This window comes from Burkholderia sp. Ac-20344, assembly GCF_017104975.1.
Classification (GTDB): domain Bacteria; phylum Pseudomonadota; class Gammaproteobacteria; order Burkholderiales; family Burkholderiaceae; genus Burkholderia.
In genome coordinates, this window is record NZ_JAAGPP010000098.1 from 1 (window position 1) to 24,198 (window position 24,198).

Sequence of the window (24,198 nt, forward strand, 5' to 3'; positions counted from 1 at the left end):
TCGCGGCCATGTGGCAGCGCCAATGGGAACAGGTGATTCCCTTCTTCGCCTATCCGCCCGAGGTGCGTCGAATCGTATATACGACCAACGCCATCGAGAGCATGCACATGCAGTTGCGCAAGATCGTGAAGAATCGCGGCCACTTCCCGAGCGACGAAGCCGCCAGCAAACTGCTGTTTCTCGCCTTGCGCAACATCGAAAAGGATTGGAAGATGCCGCCTATCACTTGGCGGCAAGCAGTCAATCAGTTCGCCATTCTGTTCGGCGAGCGATTCACCTCCGCCATCAGCTGAGATTTCTTAACCGACCTCAGCACACGAAATTCCTGACACGTCCGAAGGAACCCGCGAAACCGGCTCCGGCTTCGGCCCCTGCATCGGCTCCCGCGCCTGCATCGACTAATGCTGCGCCTCCTGCACCCTCTTCAGCCGATAACGCGCCGTCCAACACCAAACCGGCGAACGACAAACCCCTCGTGTTTTTCAGCCTGTACATGCACACGATGGATTGGGCGACCTATCAGAAGGCGATTGAGCAGGCCAAGGCGAACCCGAAGCCCGATCCGGCGCTTCCCACGCCAATGCCATACTGGGAAGGCGATCGCTATTATCGAGTCGGTGACAAGGCGAAGGACAAACAATCGGTGCCGAAGACGCCTGTGCAGTCTCCCGCTACGCGTACCGATGGGGCAGACAATCTGCCCGTTAACAGTACCGGTCCGAATGAACCGATGCCGGCCGATAGCGATCAAGATGTCGCCCCACCGGCTCCGCAGACGGGATTGCGCATTCGGGAATTGTCAGACGGCAGCAGCAAGATTCTCGGGATATTGCCGACCGGGGCTGAAGTGATTGCCGGTGAAGGCGATCCCGCGCACCCGAACTGGATCAAGATCAAGGCCATCAAATCGGGCACGGTTTTGCCTGCCGAAGTGGGCAAGCCGGTATCCCCCCACGCGCCTTGGGGCTACGTGTTCAAAGGAGAACTGGACGCTATTGTCGATCCGAAGCCACTTGATAGTGTCGTTATTCTGAAGGAGCCGCAGCGCGTCAAGGCGGGCGAAGTCATCGCCCACGTCGGCCAGTATCAATGGCCCATGAAGGCGAGCCCGATACCGCCGAAGCCAAACTACCCGATGTTGCATCTGGAAGTGTTCGCCGGCGCAGATTTCAAGGATTTCATGGACCGAAGCCGCGCGCGTGCCAAAGAACTGAACGATAAAAACAAGCCGCTTCTGGAAATAGAGCCGGGGGCCAAGCTGGTCACCGAAATTCCTGTGCCCGATCAGAAACTGATGCAGGCGGGATTGAAGCTTGTACCGCTGGGCGATGCAAAGGGTTCGCGCTGGGTCAAGGTGCAGCCCAAGAGCGTGACAAATGTGCCCGCGAAGGGCAAGCAGAAGGCCACGCAGAATTTGGCCAACGTCGGGAATCCGATGTGGGTGGAAAGCAGCCTCGCGAATACGATCAGCACGGCGAATGTTGCGGGCTGGCAGAACTTTCCGCTGGACGTTTCCAAGGCAAGCGGGCCGGGAGCGGACTTCCGGGACGTGCTTCGTCGTGCCGAACTCGACAAGCTTGGCGAGGGTAACGTCGCCATCGACGACAAGGGCCATCATTGGTGGAATATCACGATTGGTTCGAAGGACGGCTCCGAGCTGAAAGGCTGGGTGCGCGACACGGACCACCCACGCGTACAGTTTCGGAGTCCGTGGGAATGGCCAGGTTTTGAATTGGTCGACAACGGCAGTGTCAGCCCCGAGGACATGTTCAAACGCCACATCCATACGACCGAGCAATATCTGGCGGACGAGGACGGCACGGAGTTTATGGGGGAAGCGGCGAAGGTCAACGCTGGCGAACTCATCACGAAGATCGAAAAGGCGATCGATACGAATCACGACGGGAAGGTGTCGGCGCAGGAACTGAAGCACGCACTGGATACGCGCTGGATGGCCGAAGCGGTCTCGCACCTTATAGTGCGCAATGAAACCGAATGGGGCGGTGGCCTCGGCAAGTGGGAAGATCTCTCCCCGCTCATGAAGACGCAGAAGGAGATGTGGAAGACGGAACTTGACCGACTCGCGAAGCTTCAGTGGTGGGAGGAAATCAAGGGTGTCGATGGTTTCCCCACGGATCTTTCGCCTTGGCACTTTCATCCGATTGGATTAATCGGGAATTTCACGAAAGAGGCGACTATTGGCCAGTCACTTTCTGACGATGGGTTATGGTTTATATTTTCACACGAGGCGCAAGCTGGTACGACCAACCGATTGCATTGGCCCGGCGGAGCGAGCGGTGTTACGTTGGGGGCTGGATATGATATGAAGGGGCGTAGCGAGGCAGGGATTGTTGCAGATATGAAAGTTATTGGCCTATCAGACGAGGCTGCCGCAGGAATCGCGAAGGCTGCGGGAAAAGAGGATTCTGACGCTAACGATTTTGCGAAAAATAATCGAAATTTGGTCGATCTGACCCATGAGCAAGAGGTCGGCTTACTGCGCCATACCGTCAAACCGTATGAGAAAATGGTCAGAAATTCAATAAAAATCCCGCTCTCTCAGAATCAATTTGATGCGCTTGTTAGCTTTGCCTACAACCCCGCCGCACGCTGGGATAGCGTGACCAATTTAATTAATACTGGAAAAGTTGATGCCGCTATGAGCAAGATCAAGGAGGGCGTTAAATCGAAGGGGACGGTGCTTCCCGGTCTCGTGCACAGGCGAGATGATGAAGTGAACCTCTATCAAGAAGGACGGTATGAGATGAATGGCGTACCGATTAATCATGAATGATCGAATTTGTAGGTCCCTAGGGGGTGGGATGTCGATGAGATTGCGAGGGATTTTTAAACTGCTGTGGATTGGATTGTTTATTTTCCTCCAATCGTTACAGGCAATTGCTGGCGAATGGAATTCAGTCATTGAAGGTCAATGGGAAGTAGAGTCGGTACACTTGAATGCCGATGCGGAATGGACCCCTAGCTACGGATGGAATGATCCAAGGCTAGTGGGAAGGCTGTTTATTTTTAAAAAAGACGAGATATGGACTGACGCCCCTGAAAACCGCTCTTGTGCCGAGATCAGCATTCAGGTTTCACAAACTAACTTGCGTGATCTGATTTCATCTAGCATGTCTGGATTCGGAAATCCGGTAAATAATGCTACCGAAAAAAATTACGAAATAGATATTCCCGGTTCAACGACGGTTGATGTTATTAGGATTTATTGCGGCGCTCAGCCATGGCAAGGCAGTTTGGGTGCATCAGATAAAACAAGTGGTGCATGGATCCTTTCACCTAGTCCAGGAAAGCTTCTGCTGCGATGGTATGGGGAAACAATTCTCACTCTAAAACGGGTTCGTGAAAATGCGAAGCCAGATCCATCTTTCAATTGCGGCAAGGCAAAGAGTGAAGTGGAGATGGAGATATGTGGCTCATACGAACTTTCATCGTTTGACAAAAGTGTTGCCACATCGTTTTCGCAATTAATCAAACAGAGAAAGTCGGCCGGGGGGGCGACGGATGACGCAATTCGTAAGCAAAGAGAATGGATTTCGAAACGAAATTTATGCGGCAAAGATGCAGCCTGCATTCTTGATGCAATGAAGGCGCAGCTTCTAAAGCTTGATAGCATGAGCCGAAATTAGCGAAAACTCTGTAGGCCAATTTATGATGAACTTTATTCGTGTCGGTGACGATACCGACCACGGCGGCAAAGTTGAAACTGGATCATCGACCATGAAATTCGATGGCTGCTATGTCGTTCGCAAGGGCGATCGCGTGTCGTGTCCGCAGCATCCCGACGTATCGCCGAACCTTATCGAGGAAGGCGATGAATCGATGAAGGACAACGGCATTCCGATTGCGCGACACGGCCACCGAGCGACGTGCGGCTGCCACCTGATTTCGAGTCTCGCGTAGCGCTATAGCACCGGCACGATGCCAGTCTGCATCGGACAGCGCACGATCACGGAGCCGTCGTTCTTCGACAGGACGACGAGCTGGGTAAAGCTGTTGGCGGGCGCGTAGCGCGACAGGTACAGGTCGAGCAGCAGAATCAGCGTGCCCATGCTGTTTTCGATGAACGCGTTCTCGTCCGCCGCCGTCACGATTTCGAAGCCTCTCACAAGTACCGAATGTTGCTTGATTGCCAGCAGACGCTCAACGATGTTTCGTTTTACAAACGAAATCGCCTCTATGTGTTCGGCGCGTCGGTCGTTCGGCGCAAGCTCACGCATGAGTTTCACGAAGTCCGGCCATCCCTCGCGCGTCAACTGCGTCAGACCTACAAGAACATCGCGATCGCCGGCGGCCTGCTCGCGCTCTGCGCGGCGGGCCCCGGGCGTTTTTCGGTCGATCGCGGATAAACAGACCCTGGGCGTGCGCATGGGCGGATTCCTCGGCCGCAAGGGCGACGGCGAACCCGGCGCAAAAGCCATCTGGCTGGGACTCAAAGAGGTTCATGTCGCGGCCAAAACATTGCAGAAGTTACGAGCCGGCGGTCACGCTGGAAATTGTGTATAAGCCGATGGACTTAAGTAAGGCGTCACACCAGATACAAGAGCGCGTGGCGGCAGAAAAACCTACCACGCAAATAGATTTGCTAAAAATCGCTGTTCAAGAAAGGGCGAAGTTGGCCAATCCTGTGTGGGTGCTTGATTCCAATAGTCGGCGGATGGGGATTATCCAGAAAAAACCATATCCACACCAACCGGTAAAGGGTGAAAAACCGGCGCAGAGGGATAATATTAATTTCAAACTTTTTGAAGGGAGGGCGGAAAGAAATGTTTGCGGCTTATAAAGGTTTTATATCAAAGTATTTATTTTTAATCGCCGTCATCGTGAGTGCCAAAAGTGCAATGGCCGACGAAAAAGACGGCGTGATTAAGTGTGGTCCGGGAGATGAATGCTCAACGATTGTGCCAAAAGATAGTTTGGAGGCGAAAAATCTGTGCCCAAACTCATCGATGCAAATATCATGGAACAAAAAAAGTGACTGGACATTGATGTCGTGCTCTTGCAATTGCTCCGAGCAAAGTAACGAGAACTGGTTTGTTAGTCACGCTGGGGCCGTGGTTGAATTGCAGGTGGGGCGTTATTTTCCGCGCTCGTTCTTTTCAAAATCATCAAATCCGACTGTACCCGATATTATGGCGTCGCATTCGATGTGTAAGCCGGCTGATCCAAGGATGGTTGAGCGAAGCGCATTCGTGTTGTTGGATAAAAGACCGTCGGACAGAAAAGATCCATATTGCTATGATGTTATTTATGCAATCGATCGTGGCGAGGATATTGATTTCATGAAGGATGAAATTCTTATCAAAAAGAGCAATCACAATTATTTCGCTGAGGTTGATGATTCTGAGAAAAATAATTTGCGATTGCTTGCAAAAAAGATGGCCCCCTCTTGGGTGGAGGTGGTAGATCGAACGGGAGAAAAGGAACTTGTTGTCGCTGTCAAGCGTGCGTATCTGTATGACCAACCATCTTCCCAAGCGGCGGGAAAGGCGTACTTGATAGACGGTGATAAAGTGAGGGCGCTCGGGGATGCTAAAAATGGATTCATTAAATTTCGATATGTTACAAGGAAAGGTATGGTTCTTGAAAAATGGTTGAAATGCGAGGATGTTAATTATTGCATTAATAATAATTAAATCGTGGTTAGTTGTTTTGGAGTGAATCGTGATGAATTTAATTCGAATCGGCGACGACACCGACCACGGCGGTAAAGTTGAAACTGGATCATCGACCATGAAATTCGATGGCTGCTATGTCGCTCGCAAGGGCGATCGCGTGTCGTGTCCGCAGCATCCCGACGTATCGCCGAACCTTATCGAGGACGGCGATGAATCGATGAAGGACAACGGCATTCCGATTGCGCGACACGGCCACCGAGCGACGTGCGGCTGCCACCTGATTTCGAGTCTCGCGTAGCGCTATAGCACCGGCACGATGCCAGTCCGCATCGGACAGCGCACGATCACGGAGCCGTCGTTCTTCGACAGGACGACGAGCTGGGTGAAGCTGTTGGCGGGCGCGTAGCGCGACAGGTACAGGTCGAGCAGCAGAATCAGCGTGCCCATGCTGTTTTCGATGAACGCGTTCTCGTCCGCCGCCATCACGATTTCGAAGCCTCTCACAAGTACCGAATGCGGCTTGATCGCGAGCAGATGCTCAACGATCCGGTCGTTGCTGCCGATTCGTCCGCATGGTTTTGGAGTACACGGCATATAAATACACCGGCGGATGAAAATAATGCCACAGGCGTTACAAAGTTAATTAATCTGGCGCTCTTGGATTTTGATCAAAGGAAGGCAACTGCCAAGCGAGCGTTTGAGCAACTCAATCGAGGAAATCAGCCATGCAGGCAGGAATGGGATTCTTCGTTAACTGAGGGAAATGGGTGGTGAGAAAAATACTTGGTATGGTGTCAATTGTAATTGGCCTGATTTGCTTGCCAGTGCTGGCGGCGGAAACTGGCGCTTCGCCTGATGATATTCCGGCCAATTTCATTAAAAATGGATGTGATGTGACTTTTTCTAAAGAGTTTCATCCTCTGCCAAATGACCCTCTAAGTGCGCCGCCGTTTTATATATTGGCAAAGTGGATTTGTCGAGATGGAGAGGTTGGTGATTTTGATAAATACGCGATCAATGGAAGTAGTCCGAGCGTGGTAACTGTATTGTTTTGGCGTCAACGGTATATTGTTGTTCTCGTGAAGTGGGCGGCAAATTCGAGTGCGTCAGATTACGTTGGCGATTTCTATGAGGTTTTTTCTTACAAGCGCCAGCAACTAAGTGGGCAGGCGGCCATCGTCAGGGATAGTGCGGTGGATGGTCTTTTTTCGTCGGGATGGGACGGTTATGATAGAAATGGATCAAGAGTTAAGTATCCATTCAAAGATGCTGCGTCAATTAAGAAAGTGCTGAAATTGAATGGCGTTAGGTAGAGGTATTGAAATTATGGGAATTAGGTGGAATTTCTGTTGCGGAAAACTCGGGTACCCGGGGGTAAGGTGAAGATATGTCCATTAATTTCATTCGAGTCGGCTATTCTACTGATCACGGCGGCAAAGTCGAGACTGGCTGAAAGGTTGAATCATGAAACAAAAAAACGTATTGAGCATTCTATTTTTCTGTGCGTTGGCCATGTGTGCCCCCTCTTCTTGGGCGCTATCTAGCGAGAATAAAATAGTTGGCGACTTTGAAGGAGTCGGAAAGCCCGGAATTTTCACATCCGAAGCTGCGCATAATGGGTTGAATATTCAATATTACTCACCTTCTTTGCGGCGATCACTTTCGTATAGGGTTGAGGGTTTCGATGAGTGCAGCATGATGGGTATCTATATTGTTCCGCATACAAACCTATTGGCTGTTGATGGAAGTTGCTCCAGTCAAGGAGGGCAAATATATCGCTACATTTACAAGTGGAGTGTCAGCGAAAAAAATTGGTGCTTGATCCGTCAAGTTAATGGTGAAAAATCTGATATTACATCTGGGGCGGTGGTGCCAGTAGAGGAAGTTTTGCGGGTAAATGGATGTGCGACTATAGGAAAAAACGACTCACTGACGTACAAATCGAAGGATCAAGTGCGGAGCGAAATTCGCAGTGAATTGGATGATTTTAAAAAGGCTGCCCAGCAACAGTCGTCGCTAGAGAGGTATATCGCCGAAATGCCGGATTTTCGTGTGGCTGAGCTTGGATCGTATATCGATGCCGGCAATGTTGAAGACATCAATAATTTGGCATTTTATTTGGGGAAATATAAAAGAAGTGGTGATGCTGTGGAGGTGTTGCAGTTTTTGGTGAAAAAATTCCCAAACCGAACCGTGGCTAGATTGAATTTGGCTGATGCATATTGGGATATTGACGCCAAAGAATTGGCGGCTCCGGAGTATCGTGAGTATAGGCGCCAAATGAATGAAAAAGGGATCTCCGCAAAAATCCCCCCTCGGGTCTTAGATAGGATGAAGTAATTTATTTTTCAACACTTTAAAATATGATGAATCTAATTCGAGTTGGTGACGGCACTGACCACGGCGGTAAAGTTGAAACTGGATCATCGACCATGAAATTCGATGGCCGTTACGTCGCTCGTAAGGGCGATCGCGTGTCGTGTCCGCAGCATCCCGACGTGTCACCGAACCTCATCGAGGAAGGCGATGAATCGATGAAGGACAACAGCATTCCGATTGCGCGACACGGCCATCGAGCAACATGCGGCTGTCACCTGATTTCGAGCCTCATGTAACGCTAGAACAACGGCACGAGGCCAGTCCGCATTGGACAACGCACGATCACGGAGCCGTCGTTCTTCGACAGGACGACGAACTGGGTGAAGCTGTTGACGGGCGCGTAGCGCGACAGTTACAGGTCGAGCAGCAGGATCAGCGTGCCCATGCTGTTTTCGATGAACGCGTTCTCGTCCGCCGCCGTCACGATTTCGAAGCCTCTCACAAGTACCGAATGTTGCTTGATTGTCAGCAGACGCTCAACGATGTTTCGTTTTACAAACGAAATCGCCTCTATGTGTTCGGCGCGTCGGTCGTTCGGCGCAAGCTGGCGCATGAGTTTCACGAAGTCCGGCCATCCCTCGCGCGTCAACTGCGTCAGACCTACAAGAACATCGCGATCGCCGGCGGCCTGATCGCGCTCTGCGCGGCGGGCCCCGGGCGTTTTTCGGTCGATCGCGGATAAACAGACCCGTCAGGAGCTTTTTGATCGAATCAAGAAGGAGTGGGGGTTGGCGTGAGAATTTTTAAAAGAGATGCATTGCTTAAATTTGGGTTGATTTTTACGATTACGGTGGTCACCGTATCAGTTGCTTCTGCTGCGACTTATGCTAATGATCTTTCAATAGATAAGGCGGGAAAAATCCGTGATTGTAGTGATTCTTCAGCTTGCAAAGAAATTGAGCCGACTGGCGATCTTAAGAAGGCTATTGATGACGGTTACGAGAATTTGGTTGTTGTTGATATTTATAAGGATGGAAATAAGGAAATTGCTGCCACGAGTGGTGGAGGCGACAGATGCTCGAAATTTTTTTCATATGACCGTGCATCGCGCAGATTTTCTGCCTTGAAATTCTCGGATCGAGATATATGCAATTTTAGAATCGATGGGGATAGTTTGATTAGTTCGTATCGACTTGATGCGAAGCAATATGAAGATATTTATAAGATAAAAAATAGAAAATATCAAATTGCAATAAGTGATGCGTGTGTTGGGTGCGATGAGATTTCCCGTTCTGTGTACGTGGATGGGAGGGTTTCCCAAAAAATAATCGTTACCAATCAGCAGAATTATGCGCAACGTGTGCCGGTAACTACGACGGTGGCTGCGAATAAGGCAAGGTTGTACGACGATCATTCTGATTCTTCAGCGACGAAAATGTATTTGCTGAAAGGAGATGGGGTTCAGCTTATTGAGTTTAATAGCGAAAACGGTCTTTGGTATCTTGTCAAATATCTTTCGAGGCGGCGTGGCATCATAATTAAATGGGTCAAGTGCGAAGATTTGACTATATGCAAGTGACTTTGGGAATTTAATTGGATGGGTGATGCGGGTGTGGGGAATTCAAGTGATTAATGTGATTAGAATTGGCGACGCCACTGATCACGGCGGCAAAGTCGAAACGGGCTCATCGACCATGAAATTCGACGGCCGCTACGTTGCGCGCAAAGGCGACCGCGTATCGTGTCCACAGCATCCCGACGTGTCACCGAACATCATCGAGGAAGGCGACGAATCGATGAAGGACAACGGCATTCCGATCGCGCGACACGGCCATCGCGCGACATGCGGTTGTCACCTGATTTCGAGCCTCGTGTAACTCTACAACAGAGGCGCGATGCCCGGCCGCATCGGGCACCGCACGATCAGGGAACCGTCGTTCTTCGACAGCACGACGAGCTGCGTAAAGCTGTTGGCGGGCGCGTAGCGCGACAGGTAGAGGTCGAGCAGAAGGATCAGCGCGCCCATGCTGTTTTCGATGAACGCGTCCTCGTCCGCCGCCATCACAATTTCGAAGCCTCTCACAAGGGCTGAATGTGGCTTAATCGCGAGTAATCGCTCGACGACGTTTCGCTTGACGAACGAAATCGCTCCGACGTGCTCGGCGCGTCGATCGCTCGGCGCAAGCTGGCGCATGAGCTTCACGAAGTCCGGCCACCCCTCACGTGTCAACTGCGTCAGGTTGGCCGTCGTCAGCGCGATCACGCGCCACTGCGCTTCCGACTCACGGGACGCACTATAAGTCGACGTTGGCTGTTTCAACAGCGTAATCCTGCAAGGCACCTGATCGCTTTCGTTTTTGAGATCGCCCTTGAGGGAACCGATCCGCATCCGCGAAGGCCAGTCGCGATTCGTACACGTGAGGTCGGTGCTCAATTGCAGCGGCATCTTTGCTGCCGCTGTCCCATCCGCGCGCAGTAGCACGAGCGACGTTTCACGTCCGGGATGATGGATTGCCGCGTAGGGAGCGTGACGCGCGATCCAGAACTGCTCGCCGGTTCCGACTCCCCACGCATCCAGCGGCGGAATAACGGTCCCATCCGACGTATCGCGAACCGCGTCAATTGAATAGATGCCGCGCATGTCCGGTCGGCCCGGCTTGGGCACAAGGGGATAGTCCGCGACGATTTCGCCGCGCGACGACTTGACGCCCATGTGTGCAAACAGGTTCACGATTGGCGTACAGAACAACCGGAGGTTGTCCGCCGATAGCGGCGTGAGTGCCTGCGCGATGCGCGAATCGGCGTGCACGCCGTCAATTGCGAGATGCAGGGTGATGCGCCGCGCACGGTCCATTTGGTCGGGCTGAAGACATCGGTGTAAATGAACGTCGAGGAAATCGAACTTGTCTGGAAATCCGACGTGTTCGAGCAGCGGTTGAACGAACGGTGAGGTTTGAGACGGCGGCAGCAGCATGTCGGCCGGGCCGAACCCGACTGGTTTGACCGGTATCCCCGCAATGGGTATCCAGCGCTCGCTGTCGTTCGCTTCAACAAATGCACCCCGGACACGCAGCAGGACCGTATCCAGCAGCGCCACGACGGTTTGGTGCGCGCCGGCAAGGTGGACGCGCAGCACGTCGGGCGAAACCGCTCCGAGCGGCGCGGCGGCGGCCGACTCGATGGTGATAGAAATGATGCTGGTTGTGTTAGGCGGCAAGGCCACGTGTGCCGGTGCGACGGTGCTGCGGGAGAATCGAGCGCGTGCGATGCGGATCGGCGCAAGCGTGACGTCATAGGCGGTTCGAAAGCGCACTTCGCCGCCGCGCGACGTCAGTTCCATCCCACGCGGCAAGACAACCGGCTTGTCCGGCAAATCCTTGGTCGGATCGAGACGAGCTATCGAGCATGCCGGGAACGGCCGCAGATAGTGCGGGTGCAAGACGTGTAGCAGCGCTTCGGTGAACTTCGGCGCACCGTCGTCCAGGTTGGCCCGGATTTCGGCCGCAATCAACGCGAACGCCTGCATCATTCGCTGGACGTGTAGGTCGTCCGTCTGCCCGCCTGTAAAGCCGAAACGGGCGGCGATCTTCGGATAGTCCCCGGAGAAGGTCGCGAACTGGTCCTCTAGCCTTGCCAGTTCCTGTTCGTAGTAGCCGCGTAGCTTGTCGTGCATATCCAGCGTCGTAAGGTCTCTACGGTTCACGACGCGCGTTGTACTGTCCAGCGGTCATCGTAGCCGATTCATCATCAGAGTTATCCACAGCCCGATAGGTCGGCACGAAAATGCGATTGTCGGCGAGACTGCATAAAAGTGCATGATTGTGCATGAAAACGCATAATTTTCTTGCACGCCAAATCGGCCGGAGGCCCAAGCCACAAGGGCCTGAGCGGAAAGCGGTGCGTGCATGAAAACCGCTGCATTAAGCGCGCCGTGCAGGTGGGAGGGGAACTGCGCGGCGACGGGGAAAAGGGCCGTTTTCCCCGTGACGTTGTCGATTCGAACCCGTGTTCAGGGCACTCTCGAACTCAACTAGGTTCGGCTTGCGTCTGGCGATGACTGTCGTTCATCAGAACCCGCACGCGTCGGTCGTGGTCAACGTCGCAAACGGGCCCCCAAGCGTCGCGTTGTGATGCGCGACGATCCGCTCGGCCGGCAGCTCGGGCGTATCCATGCAGGTGTGCGCGTCGGTCACGAGCACCGCGCGAAAGCCGAGATCGGCCGCAGCACGGCACGCCGTATCGACGCAGTACTGGGTCTTCATTCCCGCGATGACGATCTCGCCGATGCCGGCCTCGCGCAGCCATTCGGCGAGCCGCGTGCCCGCGAAGCAGCTCGACTGCGCCTTGTCGAACACGATGTCGCGCGCCGTGTCGATCGCGAGCTCGGGCAGCAGCGCGGTCAACGGCGTACCGGGCGCAATCGGCGAGCCGGCGGGCCCGGTGTGCCGGACGGCGAACACCGGCGCACCGGCTTCATGCGCGCGACCGATCAACCGGTTGATGTTCGCGAGCACGCGTTCGCCGTCGTATGGACGCTCGGGGCCGTGAAACAGGCCGACCTGCATGTCGACGACGAGCAGTGCGCGTTTCGGGGAAGTGACTTCGGGCATGACGTTTCTCCTGAGTGACCGATACGGACGGAGAAACGACAAGACCCCGTCCGGAACCGGCGGGGCCTGTGAGGGATGCGCTACGACCTTGCGCGCACTTGCCGCACGAGCCCGCCGAAGGCGGTCGTGCGCGTCGTGGTCGAGGAGGTGGGCGTGGTGTGGCGCATGGAGCGATCATGCACGATGCGCGCGCACCACGTCAATCGCGCATCGTGCATCGGCCACCGGTCAGTCGAGCGCCTTCCCGGCCTTTTCATCCATGCAGCGCACGGCAAGCAGCGTCATCGCACCACACCCGATCGCGTACCACGCGGGTGCATTCGGATTGCCGGTCGCCGCGATCAGCCACGTGACGAAGAACTGCGCGAAGCCGCCGAAGATCGCGACGCCGATGCTGTACACGAGCGCACCGCCGGTCGCGCGCACCGCACGCGGGAACAGTTCGCCGAGCATCGCGCCCGTCGCGCCGATGTTGATCGCATGCACGATCGACAGCGCGGCGATGATCGACAGCAGCGATGCGGCGCCCGGCCAGCGGTTCAGCGCGATGAACGCCGGGTAGATCGCGGCCATCAGCACGATGCGCGTCCACCAGACGATCCGGTTGCGCCCGTAGACGTCGGACAGGTGGCCGCCGATCGGCGTTACGAGCATCAGGATCGCGCCGGCGACGCAGCCGGCCGTCATCGACAGCCAGGTCGGCAGGTGCAGCACCTGCACGCCGTAGATCGCCATGTAGAACACGATGATGTAGTGGATCGACGTGCCGCCGATCGTCACGCCGAGGCCCGCGAACACGGCCTTGCCGTGATGGCGCAGCACGTCGGCGAGCGGCAGCGATGCAACCGGCTCGTCGTGCGCGGCGGCAGGCGCGGCAGCCGGCACTTCCTCGACGGTGCGGCGCAGCCAGTAGCCGAGCGGCACGAACAGCGTGCCGATGAGGAACGGCACGCGCCAGCCCCAGCTTTCGAGCTGCGCGGCATTCAGCGTCGACGTCAGCGCGACGCCGGTCAGCGCACCGGCGAGCGCGGCGAGCCCCTGGCTCGAGAACTGGAACGACGCGTAGAAGCCGCGACGGTGCTGCGGCGCCTGTTCGAGCAGCAGCGTCGTCGATGCGCCGACTTCGCCGCCCGACGCGAACCCTTGCAGCAGGCGCGCGAGCACGAGCAGCAGCGGCCCGGCGAGGCCGATCTGCGCGTAGGTCGGCGCGACAGCGATCGTCGCGGTGCCGAGCGCCATCAGCAGCAGCGTGAGGATCATCGCCTTCTTGCGGCCGGCACGGTCGGCATACATGCCGATCACGAGCCCGCCGAGCGGACGCGTGACGAAGCCGACGCCGAAGCTCGCGACCGCGAGCATCAATTGCCCGAACGACGAATGGACGGGAAAGAACAGCTTGCCGATCAGGATTGCGAAGAAGCTGTAGACCGTGAAGTCGTAGAACTCGAGCGCGTTGCCGACGGCGGCGGCCGCGATCAGCCGGCGTTTCTTCGCGGCGGCGCGCGCATCGGCCGGCGTGCCGGCGAACGAAAGGGCGGACGTTTCCATGTGGGGTTCCCCCGGTGGGCGCGAAACGATGGGATGAAGGACCGTCAGGCCGCGAGCCAGGCTTCGGCAAGGCGAACCCAGTAGCTCGCGCCGATCGCGAGGATGTCGTCGTTGAAGTCGTAGCCGGGGTTGTGCACCATGCAGCCGCCCTTGCTGCCGATCCCGTTGCCGATGAACGCATAGCAGCCGGGTCGCGCTTCGAGCATGAACGCGAAATCCTCGCTGCCCATCAGCGGTGCCGAGTCGGTTTCGACGCGTTCGGCGCCGAGCATCTGGCGCGCGATGTCGGCCGCGAACGCGGTCGGCTCCGCATGATTGACGAGCACCGGGTAGCCGTAGTCGTAGTCGACTTCGGCCGTCACGCCGAAGCTTTCCGCCTGGCCTTTCGCGAGCGCTTCGATGCGGCGCGCGAGCAGCGCACGCACGTCGGCGTTCAGCGCGCGCACCGACAGCTTCATCGTGACGGCTTCGGGAATGATGTTGAACGTCTCGCCGGCCTGCACGCTGCCGACCGTGATCACGGCCGCATGCTGCGCATCGACCTCGCGCGCGACGATCGTCTGCAGCGCGACCATGATGCTGCCCGCGGCCGACATCGGATCGCGCGCGAAATGCGGCATCGCGCCGTGGCCGCCGACCCCGCGCAGCGTGATCGTCACGCGGTCGGCCGACGCCATCGCGGCGCCGGTGCGGAACGCCATGTCGCCGGCCGCGCGGCCCGGCATGTTGTGGATCGCGAAGATCGCGTCGCACGGGAAGCGGTCGAACAGGCCGTCGTCCATCATCGCCTTCGCGCCGCCGAAGTTTTCCTCGGCCGGCTGGAAGATCAGGTTCAGCGTGCCGGAGAACTGGCGCGTGGCCGCGAGGTGGCGCGCCGCGCACAGTAGCATCGCGGTGTGGCCGTCGTGGCCGCATGCGTGCATCTTGTTCGCATGGCGGCTCGCATACGGCAGGCCCGTGGCCTCCGCGAGCGGCAGTGCGTCCATGTCGGCGCGCAGCCCGACCGTGCGCGTGCCTTGCCCTTCACGCAGCACGCCGACCACGCCCGTCTTGCCGATGCCGCGATGCACGTCATAACCCCAGCCGGTGAGCAGTTCGGCGACGAGATCGCTCGTGAGCGTTTCCTCGAACGCGAGCTCGGGGTGAGCGTGGATGCGGCGGCGCACCTCGACGAGCTCGGGTGTGATCGCGGCGATGCCGGGGATGACGGGGTTCACGGCTTGCAGCATGGAGTCTCCTGTGGGGCAGGTGGGGCGTTTGACGCACATATGACGAGCAAGGATATAAATTTCTTTTGCGTACCAGAAGCTGATAAATTGCTTTGGTGCTCACCACCGGTTGCCGCTCGGGAATACCCTGAGCCGGCGTGTGCCGCGCAGCACAGGGTTTCCACGGATCACGCATTGCCGCCATGAAATACCATCAGCTGAAAGCGTTCGTCACCGTCGCGGAAGAGGGGAGCATTCGTGCGGCCGCGCGGCGCCTGAACGTCTCGCCGGCGGCGCTGACGAAGGCGGTCAAGGAGCTGGAGATCGCGCTCGGCGTCTCGCTCGTCGTGCGCACCGCGCGCGGCGTGCAGCTCACCGGGTTCGGCCAGCAGTTGCAGGTGCGCGCGCGGCTGATCGTCGCCGAAATGCAGCGCGCCCGCGACGACATCGAGCAGGCGCAGGGCGCGATGACGGGCTCCGTCGCGGCCGCAATCACGCCGGCGGCCGCGGTGACGATCCTGCCCGATGCGTTTCGCGCGTTCCGGCGCCGCTTCCCGGTGGCGCGCGTCAACCTGATCGAAGGGTTTCCGGGCGTGGCGCTGCCGCGCCTGCACGACGGCTCGCTCGATTTCGCGGTGGCCGTCGTCGTGCCCGAACTGCTGGCGGCCGAATTCGATCACGCGGAGCTCTATGCGAGCCGATCGCTGATCGTCGCCCGCAAGGGGCATCCGCTTGCGTCGGCCACCTCGCTCGCCGATCTCGTCGAGGCCGACTGGCTGATGAACCCGTCGCCGGAAAGCTCGACGCAGGTGCTGTTCAACTCGTTCGTCGCGTACGGGCTGCCGGTGCCGGCGCGCGTCGTCGAATGCCCGAGCTTCGGGCTCGCGCACAGCCTGATGACCGGTTGCGACCTGATTGCGTCGATGCCCGAGCAACTGCTGCAGGGCGAGTGGGCGCGCGACCAGCTCGCGGTGCTGCCGATTCGCGAGCGCTTGCCGGGCGTCTCGGTGCAGGTCATCACGCGTCGCGACAGCCCGCTGACGCCGGCCGCGGCGATGCTGCTCGACTGCCTGCGCGATTCCGCACGGCGCAAGGGGCTGCGGTGAACCGGCACCCGAGGTTGGCGCCTGTCATTGCATCGTAATCCTGACGATAAGGTGGATGGCGTTGCCGTCGTCTGGCGGGCACGCGGCATGCGCAGCGGGCATGCCATTCCGGCGGATGCCGCGCGAGCCGGTATCATAGCGGCCGGCCCGCTGCTCCGGCCGGCCCCCAACCACATATCGCCATTCGGCATCCAGCAAGCAGAGGCATCACATGACCAGTGCAACCCAATTCGACAACGTATCGGTCGTCAAGCGCGCAAACGTCTATTTCGACGGCAAGTGCGTGTCGCATACCGTGCTCTTCCCGGACGGCACGCGCAAGACGCTCGGCGTGATCCTGCCGTGCGCGCTCAACTTCGGCACGGACGCGCCCGAATTGATGGAAGTGCAGGCCGGCAAGTGCCGCGTGAAGCTCGACGGCAGCAGCGAATGGCAGACCTACGGTGCCGGCGAATCGTTCTCGGTGCCGGGCAAGAGCCGCTTCGACATCGAAGTGCTCGAGACGCTCGACTACGTCTGCAGCTACCTGTAACACGCACGCGCAGCAAAAGAAAAGCCCCGCCGAAGCGGGGCTTGTCGCAAGCGGATGGCGCAAGGCCATCCGAAGCGCCTGTTCTCGTTACAGGCAGGCGTTGATGTCGCCGGCCGACGACGCATCGCCGCCGCGGAAACCGACCCAGGTCTTCGCGTTGCCGGCGTTTGCCGGGCGGACTACTGCGGCAGCGCCGTTCGGCGGCTGCTGGCCCGGCGCATACACGGCCATGGCGAGGCCGTTTGCCAGTTCATACTGCGACGTCACTTGTTGCTGCGACTTGTCGGCCCACGTCTTGGCGATGCACTGTGCCACTTGGTCGGCGGGCTTTTGGCTTTGTCCCACGTTCTGCAGGGCAGAATCCGCTGCATGAGCAGAAAATGCCACGGTCAATGCGATGAGCGGTAAGTATTTCGCGTTCACGTTATCTCCCTCGAGTCGTGATTGATTGAGTGGGATGCGCAGCAGGACTGCGTAACAGTGAGATCGCATCGGGCAAGCACGGTTCCGGCTATTCCGAAACAAGTTGTTAGCGCGCTTGCCAAATGAAAGCTCCGATGCTGTGCACTTTGCTGCGGCACGGCATGCATCGTGTGCGGCACGACGCCATGCGTTGCGAGGTCGGCGCGCTGCCTGGTCGTGTGGTGACGTGACGGTCGCGGCGAGCGGCATGTGTCTGCATGCCGTGCCGCGACTCTTTATTTGATCGCGAAGTGGAATGGCTGATTGATGGCCCCGTCGCATGAGCATCATGATGACAAACTTTCGTCGGTCGAATTGTTAACCAACTTTAAACACGGAAAGCGGCGGAATGCGATGCAGCATGCGAGGGGCGTGCCGCGTCGTGCGGAAGAGGTGACGCGAGCGGCTCGTGCGCGGCGAGGATGCCGCGCAGCGCAGTGGGTCAGCCGGCCTTGCGCGTGCCGATGTCGCGCAGGTTGGCCGGGACGACAGGGCGGAAGCGCTCGCGCTTCTGTTCGTCGTCGAAGTGCTGGAGCGCGGGCTTGATCAGGTCGCTGCGCGACACGATGCCCGTGATGCGCATCGATTGCTCGTCGGCGACCACGGGCAGGCGCTCGAGTCCGAGCATCGCGAGTCGCGACGCGACGACGCGGCACGTTTCGTGCGCCTGAGCGACAGCAGGCACGCGGTTGGCGAACGCGCCCGAGATCGGCGTATCGGCCGCGGCCAGTGTGCGCTGCGCATCGAGCGTCGCACGATCGACGAGACCGAGCACGCGGCCGTTCTGCACGACCGGGTACGCACGGTGAGTCTGCTTCACGCCGAAGTACTGCGACTCGACGGTATCGAGCGTCGCAGCGCCGTCGATCGCGACGAGCCGGTCGGCCGACGTCATCACTTCGCCGATGTCGTGTCGCTCGAGCGGATCGACGCCGTATTCGCGATAGATGTGATAGCCGCGGCGTGCGATCTTTTCCGTCATGATCGAGCGTTTCATCACGATGGTCGAGAAGCCGTGCGCGACGAGCGTCGCCGCGAGCAGCGGCAGCAGCGCGTTGGCGTCGTGCGTGAGGCCGAACGCGAACACGATCGCGGTCAGCGGGGCGCCGAGCGTCGCACCGAGTGTCGCGGCCATGCACACGAGCGGCCACAGCGCCGGGTCGCCGCCCGGCAGCATCGGCGACAGCACGGTGCCGAGGCCGGCGCCGAGCATCAGCAGCGGGGCGAGCACGCCGCCCGATGTGCCCGAGCCGAGCGCGATCACCCACATCACGGCTTTCACGATCAGCAGCGCGAGCGCGATCTTCAATGCGATGTGCTGATGAAGCAGGTCGCCGATCACGTCGTAGCCGACGCCGAGCGCGCGCGGCTCGAGCCAGCCGCCGATGCCGATCGCGATCGCGCCGAGCGCGGGCCACCACATCCAGTGCACGGGAAGCTTCGCGAAGGTGTCCTCGACGCGGTACAGCGCAGCCGACAGGCCGCACGCGAGCAGGCCCGACAGCAGGCCCGCGACGATGCACGACAGCAGCGCGACGGGCGTCGGCGCGGCCGTCGTCAGCGGAAACAGCGGATCGACGCCGAAGAACACCGCGCGGGCGAAACCGGCCACCGCGCAGGCGAGCGCGACCGGCAGGAAACTGCGCGGGCGCCACTCGAACAGCAGCAGCTCGACCGCGAGCAGCACGGCGGCAACCGGCGTGCCGAACACGGCCGTCATGCCGGCGGCCGCACCGGCGACGAGCAGCGTCTTGCGCTCGGCGGCGGTCACGTGCACGCACTGCGCGATCAGCGAGCCGAGCGCGCCGCCCGTCATGATGATCGGGCCTTCGGCGCCGAACGGGCCGCCGCTGCCGATCACGACGCCGGACGACAGCGGCTTGAGGATCGCGACCTTCGGCGACATGCGGCTCTTGCCGAACAGGATCGCCTCGATCGCTTCGGGAATGCCATGGCCGCGGATCTTTTCCGAACCGAAGCGCGCCATCATCCCGACGATCAGCCCGCCGATCACCGGGATCACGATCACCCACGCGCCGAGCGTGTTGTTCGCGGGCGAGCGGTCGACGAACGAGAACTGCTGGTAGAAGAACAGGTTCGTGAACAGGTGGATCAGGCTCAACAGCACGAATGCGGCAAGCGTGCTGAGCAGGCCGATCCCGGCGGCAAGCAACGCGATCCTGGGCAGGCGGTCGTTGGTCGCGAAATCGCGTTTGTGGGGTGCGTTCATCGGCGTGGAAAAGGCAAGGGTCAGTAATCGATCTGGGGAACCTGGAAGGCGTCCTTGAGCGACTTCAGCTCGGCGCGATGCATGGCCGCGAGGCGGGCGAGCAGCGTCTCGCCGGCCGGCTCGAGGTGGACCTCGACCTGCCGGCGATCCGCTTCGCTCGTCTTGCGCTTCACGAGGCCGAGCGCTTCGCAGCGCGTGACCAGCGCGACGACGCCGTGATGCTGCGCCTGCAGGCGTTCCGCGAGTTCGCCGATGGTCGCCCATTCGCGATGCGGGTAGCCTTTGATGTGCAGCAGCAGCAGGTATTGCAGCGGCGTCACGCCTTCGCTTTGCGCGGCGCGTTCGGAGAAGCGCTCGAAGCGGCGCATCTGGTAGCGGAACTCGGACAGTTGCTGGAAATCGCTTTTCGCCAGCGCGCGTCGGGTATCGTTCATGGAGGTCGGACAGTCGGTTTCGGTAGCGATAAATATATCACAACATGATATAAATGGCTGAATTGTGGCGAATGGAGTGCATTCTGTGTTGCCCCGGCCGTTACATGGCGCTACGTGTACTGCATGCGTTACGCGGCCTCGAGCATTTGCGTCTGCCGATAGAGGCCCGTGACGAGATCCGTCTGAGTCATGATGCCGACGAGCCGGCGCGATGCATCGACGACCGGAATGTGGTGGTGGCCAGAATGCGTAAACAGCGGAACGAGCGCGGTGATCGGCATCGTTTCCGGCACGCACGCGACGTCGCGCGTCATCACGGAGGCGACGCTCGCCGGCTGGCCGCCGAACGATTGCGGCAGCCGCGCGGACAGCCGTTGCCACAGCGGGGTCGGGCGGCGCCGCTGGCGCGTGAGGTCGGCGCGCGTGACGATGCCGGTCAGGCGGCCTTCGCCGTCGACGACGGGCAGCGCCTTCACGCGGTGGCGGTCGAGCAGCGTGAGCGCGGCCGTCACCGACGTCGACGGCGCGACTTCGATGGGGTTCTTCGTCATCAGGTCGGTGCACGAGAGCTGGCCGAACGTGCGCGTATAGGCCTGCATTTCGGTTTCGCGCAGCAGCGCTTCGAGATCGTCCGGATCGACGTCGAGCCATTCGCCGCGGCGCTTCAGCACCGCGTCGAGGTCGCCGCGCGTGAAGCCGACGCGCGCCGCTGCGGCGCCGCCTGCCTGCGGTTTCGCCTCGGGCCGCGCACCGCCATGCGGGTAGCGGTGCCCGGTCAGCGCGTGATACGCAAGCGCGGCCGACAGCAGGATGGCCGATTGCAGTGCGATCGGCTCCAGCACGAAGCTGAACCCGAGCGAATGGATCGCCGGGCCGCCGACCACGGCCGTGAGCGCGACGGCGCCCGACGGCGGGTGCACGCAGCGCAGCACGAACATGCCGCCGATCGCGCACGCGATCGCGACCGCGGCGGCCATGATCGGATCGGCGATCCATTGTGCGCACGCGACACCGACCGTCGCCGCGACGAGATTGCCGCCGATGATCGACCACGGCTGCGCGAGCGGGCTCGCCGGCACCGCGAACAGCAGCACGGCCGACGCACCCATCGGCGCGACGAGCAGCGGCACGAGGCCCGGCACGCCGGGCAGCAGCCGCATCGTTGCGCCGACCGTCGCGATGCCGACGAGCGCGCCCGTGCACGAGCGCAGGCGCTCGCGCCAGCCCAGCGACATCGGATGGGGAATGAAGCTGCACAGCCATTGCCGCAACGAGCGGCGCGACGAAGGGGAGCCTGACGACATGGACGGTAAGCGGGAATAGTGACAGCGCGGATGCGCGCAGCGACAAGTCGCGAATTATATCGCGTTGTGATACAAATTGTCGCGCTGCATCACGCCGTTGCACGTGCGCGGCGCGCGTGTCTTGCAAAAACCTTTCATGCGATGAAAGTTTTCGGGCCGGGCAATCGCGCAAATTTGTCTGCAGCGGCGTACAATTCGGGCCACTGAATCCCCCGTCATGCCACAACCACGTACGCGATGCCCGCTCTCCCGCCTTTCCCCCGGCACGGTGATCGAATCGACGTGGTTCGCGGCTGCGTTCCGTTTCCTACCTGACGCGAGCGCTGCCGACGCCTCCCCACTGACTCTCCCCAAGCCAATTCAATGGACATGCTCGAAAACATGCGCCTGTTCGTGCGCGTTGTCGAAGCCGGCAGTTTTACTGCGGTCGCGAAGGAAATCGACGCGACCACCGCGCAGGTGTCGCGCGCGGTATCGAACCTCGAAGCGCACGTACAGACGCGGCTGCTGCATCGCACGACGCGCCACCTCGGCCTCACCGAAAGCGGCGAACGCTATTTCGAGCGCGCGAAATCGATCCTCGCGGAAATCGACTATGCGAACGCGGAGGCGCGCAACGCACTGCTGCGGCCGAGCGGCAAGATGCGCATCCATGCGATGACGGGGCTCGGGCAGAGTCATGTCGTGTCGTCGATCGTCCGCTACCAGGAGGACAACCCGGACGTGTCGGTCGAGCTGACGCTCGCCCAGCGGATGCCGAATCTCGTCGAGGAAGGCTATGACGTATCGATCGTGACGGCGTCGCAACTGCCCGATTCGGGCTACGTCGCGCAGACCTGCGGCACGAGTTGCAGCGTGCTCGTCGCGTCGCGCGAATACCTGGCGCGCCACGGCACGCCGCAGTCGCCCGGCGAATTGCCGAACCACGTGTGCCTGCGCCTCGATACGCCCGCATCGCCGGCCGGCGAATGGCGGCTCGAGCGCAACGATGGCGAGGAGACCATCTACGAGCTGCAGCCCGCGCCGTTCCAGGTCAACGTGCCGGACGCGCTGTGCGTCGCGGTGCGCGCCGGGCGCGGGATCGCGTGCGTCGCGCTGTATACGGTGCTCGACGACATCCGCGAAGGGCGGCTGATCCGCGTGCTGCCCGACTACCGGCTGCAGACGGTGAGCGTGTATGCCGTCTACGCGACGCGCCGCTATCTCGACGCGAAGATCCGCACGTTCCTCGACCACCTGCGCACGACGCTCACGCCCGCGCTGGAGAACGACCTGCGCGAACTCGACCGGCTGACCATCGAACAGACGCCGGGCGGCCGCAAGCGCGCCTGACGATCCGCGCGGGCGCGCGCCGCGCGAACCGTACGTGCCGCGGCGATGTTCAAGCGCGCGGCGCGAGGCGAATCCGCTCGAAGCGTCCCGCGATCCATCCGTAGGCGGCGATGCCGAGCAGCCCGTGCGCGGCGACGAACCACAATGCGCCGGCGAACGAGCCGGTGCTGGCGACGACATAGCCGATCACGAGCGGCGTGACGATCCCGGCGATGTTGCCGAGGCCGTTGAACACGCCGCCGCTCAGGCCGACCATCCCTTCCGGCGCCGTGTCGGCGAGCACGGCCCAGCCGACCGCCGCGAGCCCCTTGCCGAAGAATGCAATCGTCATCAGCGCGATCACGACCGCGTTCGACGACGCGCCGTTTGCGAGCACGAGCAGCGTCGCCATCGCCATCCCCACGACGAACGGCGTCTTGCGCGCCTTCGACGGATGCATGCCGCGCCGGATCAGCCAGTCCGACAGCACGCCGCCGAGCACGCCGCCCGTGAACCCGCAGATCGCCGGCAGCGCGGCGACCCAGCCGGCCTCCATGATCGTCATCCCGCGCCCCTTGATCAGGTAGATCGGAAACCACGTGATGAAGAAGTAGGTGAGTGCCGTGATGCAGTACTGGCCGATGTAGATCGCCCACAGGTTCCGGTGGCGGAACAGTTGCGACACGTCGTGCCACGACACGCGCGGCCGCTGGCGCACGCGGTTCGCTTCGAGATCGACGAGCGCGCCGTGCGCGCGCAGGTAGTCGCGCTCCGCGTCGCTCACGCGCGGGTGGCCGTGCGGCTCGCGATACCACGCGAACCACAGCGCGGCGAGCGCGATGCCGAGCATCCCCATCCACAGGAACACGTGCTCCCAGCCGAGCGCATGCGTAAGCCAGGCCATCGCGGGCGTGAACAGCACGACGGCCATGTACTGCGCGGAATTGAACAGGGCCGATGCCGTGCCGCGTTCGGCGGTCGGGAACCAGCACGCGACGATTCTCGAGTTGGCCGGGAACGCCGGCGATTCGACGAGGCCGAGCATGAAGCGCATGACGAACAGCGCGAGCGTCGCGGCTGCGCCCTGCACGGCGAACCAGCCGACCGTGCCCTGCAGCATCGTGAAGAACGACCACAGCAGCAGGCTCAGGCCATACACGCGCCGTGCGCCGAAGCGGTCGAGCAGCCAGCCGCCGGGGATCTGGCCGAGCGCATAGGCCCACGCGAACGCGGAAAAGACGATGCCGAGCTGCACGGGCGTCAGCCCGAGGTCGTGCGCGACGCCGGTGCCGGCGATCGACATCGTCGCGCGATCCGCATAGTTGATGACGGTGACTGCGAAGATCAGCGCGAGGACCGCATAGCGGACGCGGCCGATCGTGCGAGAGGCGGCGGGCGACGCGGCGAGGGCGGCGCCGCTGGATCGATTGGGCATGCGTGTCTCCTGGCCTCCGTCGCACGGAGGCATCTGGTGTTGTAACGGGGGCCGCCGTGCGGC

At 60.1% G+C, this 24,198-nt stretch carries 28 protein-coding genes and 2 pseudogenes; 19 read left to right on the forward strand and 11 right to left on the reverse strand.

Annotation, left to right across the window (positions count from 1 at the left end; all coding sequences use genetic code 11):
- The 4 genes from G3N64_RS26000 to G3N64_RS26015 form a co-directional block, all read left to right on the forward strand.
- Nucleotides 1–293: transposase (locus tag G3N64_RS26000; protein ID WP_205786473.1), on the forward strand; the 293-nt coding region annotated here is incomplete at its 5' end.
- A 182-nt stretch (nt 294–475) separates the two neighbouring features.
- A complete protein-coding gene (locus G3N64_RS40460; protein WP_205786474.1) occupies nt 476–2,794 on the forward strand; it encodes a glycoside hydrolase family protein in 2,319 nt (772 codons plus the stop codon).
- Nucleotides 2,795–2,822: 28 nt separating this feature from the next.
- Nucleotides 2,823–3,647: a hypothetical protein gene (locus G3N64_RS26010; protein ID WP_205786475.1), complete on the forward strand. Its 825-nt coding sequence runs from the start codon at nt 2,823–2,825 to the stop codon at nt 3,645–3,647.
- Between the two features lie 22 nt (nt 3,648–3,669).
- Complete coding sequence (locus tag G3N64_RS26015) at nt 3,670–3,921, forward strand: PAAR domain-containing protein (protein WP_205786476.1); 252 nt, start codon at nt 3,670–3,672, stop codon at nt 3,919–3,921.
- Nucleotides 3,922–3,923: 2 nt separating this feature from the next.
- Here the strand turns inward: G3N64_RS26015 and G3N64_RS26020 are convergent, their stop codons facing one another.
- Nucleotides 3,924–4,238 carry a type VI secretion system baseplate subunit TssF gene (locus G3N64_RS26020; RefSeq protein WP_205786477.1) on the reverse strand — a complete coding sequence of 105 codons (315 nt, stop codon included), beginning with the start codon at nt 4,236–4,238 and terminating at the stop codon, nt 3,924–3,926.
- Between the two features lie 48 nt (nt 4,239–4,286).
- Here G3N64_RS26020 and G3N64_RS26025 point away from each other — a divergent pair.
- The 5 genes and pseudogenes from G3N64_RS26025 to G3N64_RS26045 form a co-directional block, all read left to right on the forward strand.
- Nucleotides 4,287–4,367 (forward strand): annotated as a pseudogene (locus tag G3N64_RS26025) (AraC family transcriptional regulator); the annotation flags it as partial.
- 19 nt (nt 4,368–4,386) lie between these two features.
- Nucleotides 4,387–4,524: pseudogene (locus G3N64_RS26030) on the forward strand (IS4 family transposase); the annotation flags it as partial.
- A complete protein-coding gene (locus G3N64_RS26035; protein ID WP_205786504.1) occupies nt 4,463–4,801 on the forward strand; it encodes a hypothetical protein in 339 nt (112 codons plus the stop codon). The pseudogene G3N64_RS26030 and the gene G3N64_RS26035, both read left to right, overlap by 62 nt.
- Nucleotides 4,785–5,654 carry a hypothetical protein gene (locus tag G3N64_RS26040; protein ID WP_205786478.1) on the forward strand — a complete coding sequence of 290 codons (870 nt, stop codon included), beginning with the start codon at nt 4,785–4,787 and terminating at the stop codon, nt 5,652–5,654. The genes G3N64_RS26035 and G3N64_RS26040 overlap by 17 nt, the downstream gene beginning before the upstream one ends.
- Before the next feature lie 28 nt (nt 5,655–5,682).
- A complete protein-coding gene (locus G3N64_RS26045) occupies nt 5,683–5,934 on the forward strand; it encodes a PAAR domain-containing protein (protein ID WP_205786479.1) in 252 nt (83 codons plus the stop codon).
- Between the two features lie 2 nt (nt 5,935–5,936).
- Here the strand turns inward: G3N64_RS26045 and G3N64_RS26050 are convergent, their stop codons facing one another.
- Nucleotides 5,937–6,140 carry a type VI secretion system baseplate subunit TssF gene (locus G3N64_RS26050; protein ID WP_205786480.1) on the reverse strand — a complete coding sequence of 68 codons (204 nt, stop codon included), beginning with the start codon at nt 6,138–6,140 and terminating at the stop codon, nt 5,937–5,939.
- 9 nt (nt 6,141–6,149) lie between these two features.
- Here G3N64_RS26050 and G3N64_RS26055 point away from each other — a divergent pair, with 9 nt between their 5' ends.
- From G3N64_RS26055 to G3N64_RS26085, 7 genes are all read left to right on the forward strand, one after another.
- Complete coding sequence (locus G3N64_RS26055; protein WP_205786481.1) at nt 6,150–6,410, forward strand: hypothetical protein; 261 nt, start codon at nt 6,150–6,152, stop codon at nt 6,408–6,410.
- The gene (locus tag G3N64_RS26060) at nt 6,407–6,949 is read left to right on the forward strand and encodes a hypothetical protein (protein ID WP_205786482.1); all 543 of its coding nucleotides are present in this window, start codon (nt 6,407–6,409) and stop codon (nt 6,947–6,949) included. Before G3N64_RS26055 ends, G3N64_RS26060 begins: the two co-directional genes overlap by 4 nt.
- A 151-nt stretch (nt 6,950–7,100) precedes the next feature.
- Complete coding sequence (locus G3N64_RS26065; protein ID WP_205786483.1) at nt 7,101–7,976, forward strand: hypothetical protein; 876 nt, start codon at nt 7,101–7,103, stop codon at nt 7,974–7,976.
- Nucleotides 7,977–7,999: 23 nt separating this feature from the next.
- A complete protein-coding gene (locus tag G3N64_RS26070) occupies nt 8,000–8,251 on the forward strand; it encodes a PAAR domain-containing protein (RefSeq protein WP_205786484.1) in 252 nt (83 codons plus the stop codon).
- Nucleotides 8,218–8,697 carry a DoxX family protein gene (locus G3N64_RS40465; protein WP_346778840.1) on the forward strand — a complete coding sequence of 160 codons (480 nt, stop codon included), beginning with the start codon at nt 8,218–8,220 and terminating at the stop codon, nt 8,695–8,697. Before G3N64_RS26070 ends, G3N64_RS40465 begins: the two co-directional genes overlap by 34 nt.
- A gap of 51 nt (nt 8,698–8,748) precedes the next feature.
- Nucleotides 8,749–9,534, forward strand: a complete 786-nt coding sequence (locus G3N64_RS26080) for a hypothetical protein (protein WP_205786485.1) — start codon at nt 8,749–8,751, stop codon at nt 9,532–9,534.
- A 46-nt stretch (nt 9,535–9,580) separates the two neighbouring features.
- Nucleotides 9,581–9,832 (forward strand): PAAR domain-containing protein, encoded by a 252-nt coding sequence (locus G3N64_RS26085; protein ID WP_205786503.1) that lies wholly within the window; start codon nt 9,581–9,583, stop codon nt 9,830–9,832.
- A 2-nt stretch (nt 9,833–9,834) separates the two neighbouring features.
- Here G3N64_RS26085 and tssF read toward each other — a convergent pair whose 3' ends face one another.
- The 4 genes from tssF to G3N64_RS26105 form a co-directional block, all read right to left on the reverse strand.
- Nucleotides 9,835–11,628 carry a type VI secretion system baseplate subunit TssF gene (gene tssF / locus G3N64_RS26090; protein ID WP_205786486.1) on the reverse strand — a complete coding sequence of 598 codons (1,794 nt, stop codon included), beginning with the start codon at nt 11,626–11,628 and terminating at the stop codon, nt 9,835–9,837.
- A gap of 394 nt (nt 11,629–12,022) precedes the next feature.
- Complete coding sequence (locus G3N64_RS26095; protein ID WP_205786487.1) at nt 12,023–12,565, reverse strand: cysteine hydrolase family protein; 543 nt, start codon at nt 12,563–12,565, stop codon at nt 12,023–12,025.
- Between the two features lie 228 nt (nt 12,566–12,793).
- The gene (locus tag G3N64_RS26100; protein ID WP_205786488.1) at nt 12,794–14,113 is read right to left on the reverse strand and encodes an MFS transporter; all 1,320 of its coding nucleotides are present in this window, start codon (nt 14,111–14,113) and stop codon (nt 12,794–12,796) included.
- 44 nt (nt 14,114–14,157) lie between these two features.
- A complete protein-coding gene (locus tag G3N64_RS26105) occupies nt 14,158–15,342 on the reverse strand; it encodes a M20 aminoacylase family protein (RefSeq protein WP_205786489.1) in 1,185 nt (394 codons plus the stop codon).
- 182 nt (nt 15,343–15,524) lie between these two features.
- On the opposite strand from G3N64_RS26105, the gene G3N64_RS26110 reads away from it, so the two are divergent.
- Complete coding sequence (locus tag G3N64_RS26110) at nt 15,525–16,427, forward strand: LysR substrate-binding domain-containing protein (RefSeq protein WP_205786490.1); 903 nt, start codon at nt 15,525–15,527, stop codon at nt 16,425–16,427.
- 211 nt (nt 16,428–16,638) lie between these two features.
- Nucleotides 16,639–16,959: a pyrimidine/purine nucleoside phosphorylase gene (locus G3N64_RS26115; RefSeq protein WP_006478890.1), complete on the forward strand. Its 321-nt coding sequence runs from the start codon at nt 16,639–16,641 to the stop codon at nt 16,957–16,959.
- Nucleotides 16,960–17,046: 87 nt separating this feature from the next.
- Here G3N64_RS26115 and G3N64_RS26120 read toward each other — a convergent pair whose 3' ends face one another.
- The 4 genes from G3N64_RS26120 to G3N64_RS26135 form a co-directional block, all read right to left on the reverse strand.
- Nucleotides 17,047–17,382: a hypothetical protein gene (locus tag G3N64_RS26120; protein ID WP_059240325.1), complete on the reverse strand. Its 336-nt coding sequence runs from the start codon at nt 17,380–17,382 to the stop codon at nt 17,047–17,049.
- Between the two features lie 481 nt (nt 17,383–17,863).
- On the reverse strand, nt 17,864–19,651 hold the full coding sequence (locus G3N64_RS26125; protein WP_205786491.1) for a chloride channel protein: 1,788 nt from the start codon (nt 19,649–19,651) through the stop codon (nt 17,864–17,866).
- Between the two features lie 20 nt (nt 19,652–19,671).
- Nucleotides 19,672–20,085: a helix-turn-helix domain-containing protein gene (locus G3N64_RS26130; protein WP_085037382.1), complete on the reverse strand. Its 414-nt coding sequence runs from the start codon at nt 20,083–20,085 to the stop codon at nt 19,672–19,674.
- 128 nt (nt 20,086–20,213) lie between these two features.
- On the reverse strand, nt 20,214–21,389 hold the full coding sequence (locus G3N64_RS26135; protein ID WP_205786492.1) for an HPP family protein: 1,176 nt from the start codon (nt 21,387–21,389) through the stop codon (nt 20,214–20,216).
- A gap of 363 nt (nt 21,390–21,752) precedes the next feature.
- Between G3N64_RS26135 and G3N64_RS26140 the strand changes: the two genes are divergently transcribed.
- The gene (locus tag G3N64_RS26140; RefSeq protein WP_205786493.1) at nt 21,753–22,721 is read left to right on the forward strand and encodes a LysR family transcriptional regulator; all 969 of its coding nucleotides are present in this window, start codon (nt 21,753–21,755) and stop codon (nt 22,719–22,721) included.
- Nucleotides 22,722–22,770: 49 nt separating this feature from the next.
- Here the strand turns inward: G3N64_RS26140 and G3N64_RS26145 are convergent, their stop codons facing one another.
- Nucleotides 22,771–24,135, reverse strand: coding sequence for an MFS transporter (locus G3N64_RS26145; RefSeq protein WP_205786494.1), 1,365 nt, complete (start codon nt 24,133–24,135; stop codon nt 22,771–22,773).
- Nucleotides 24,136–24,198: the final 63 nt, after the last annotated feature.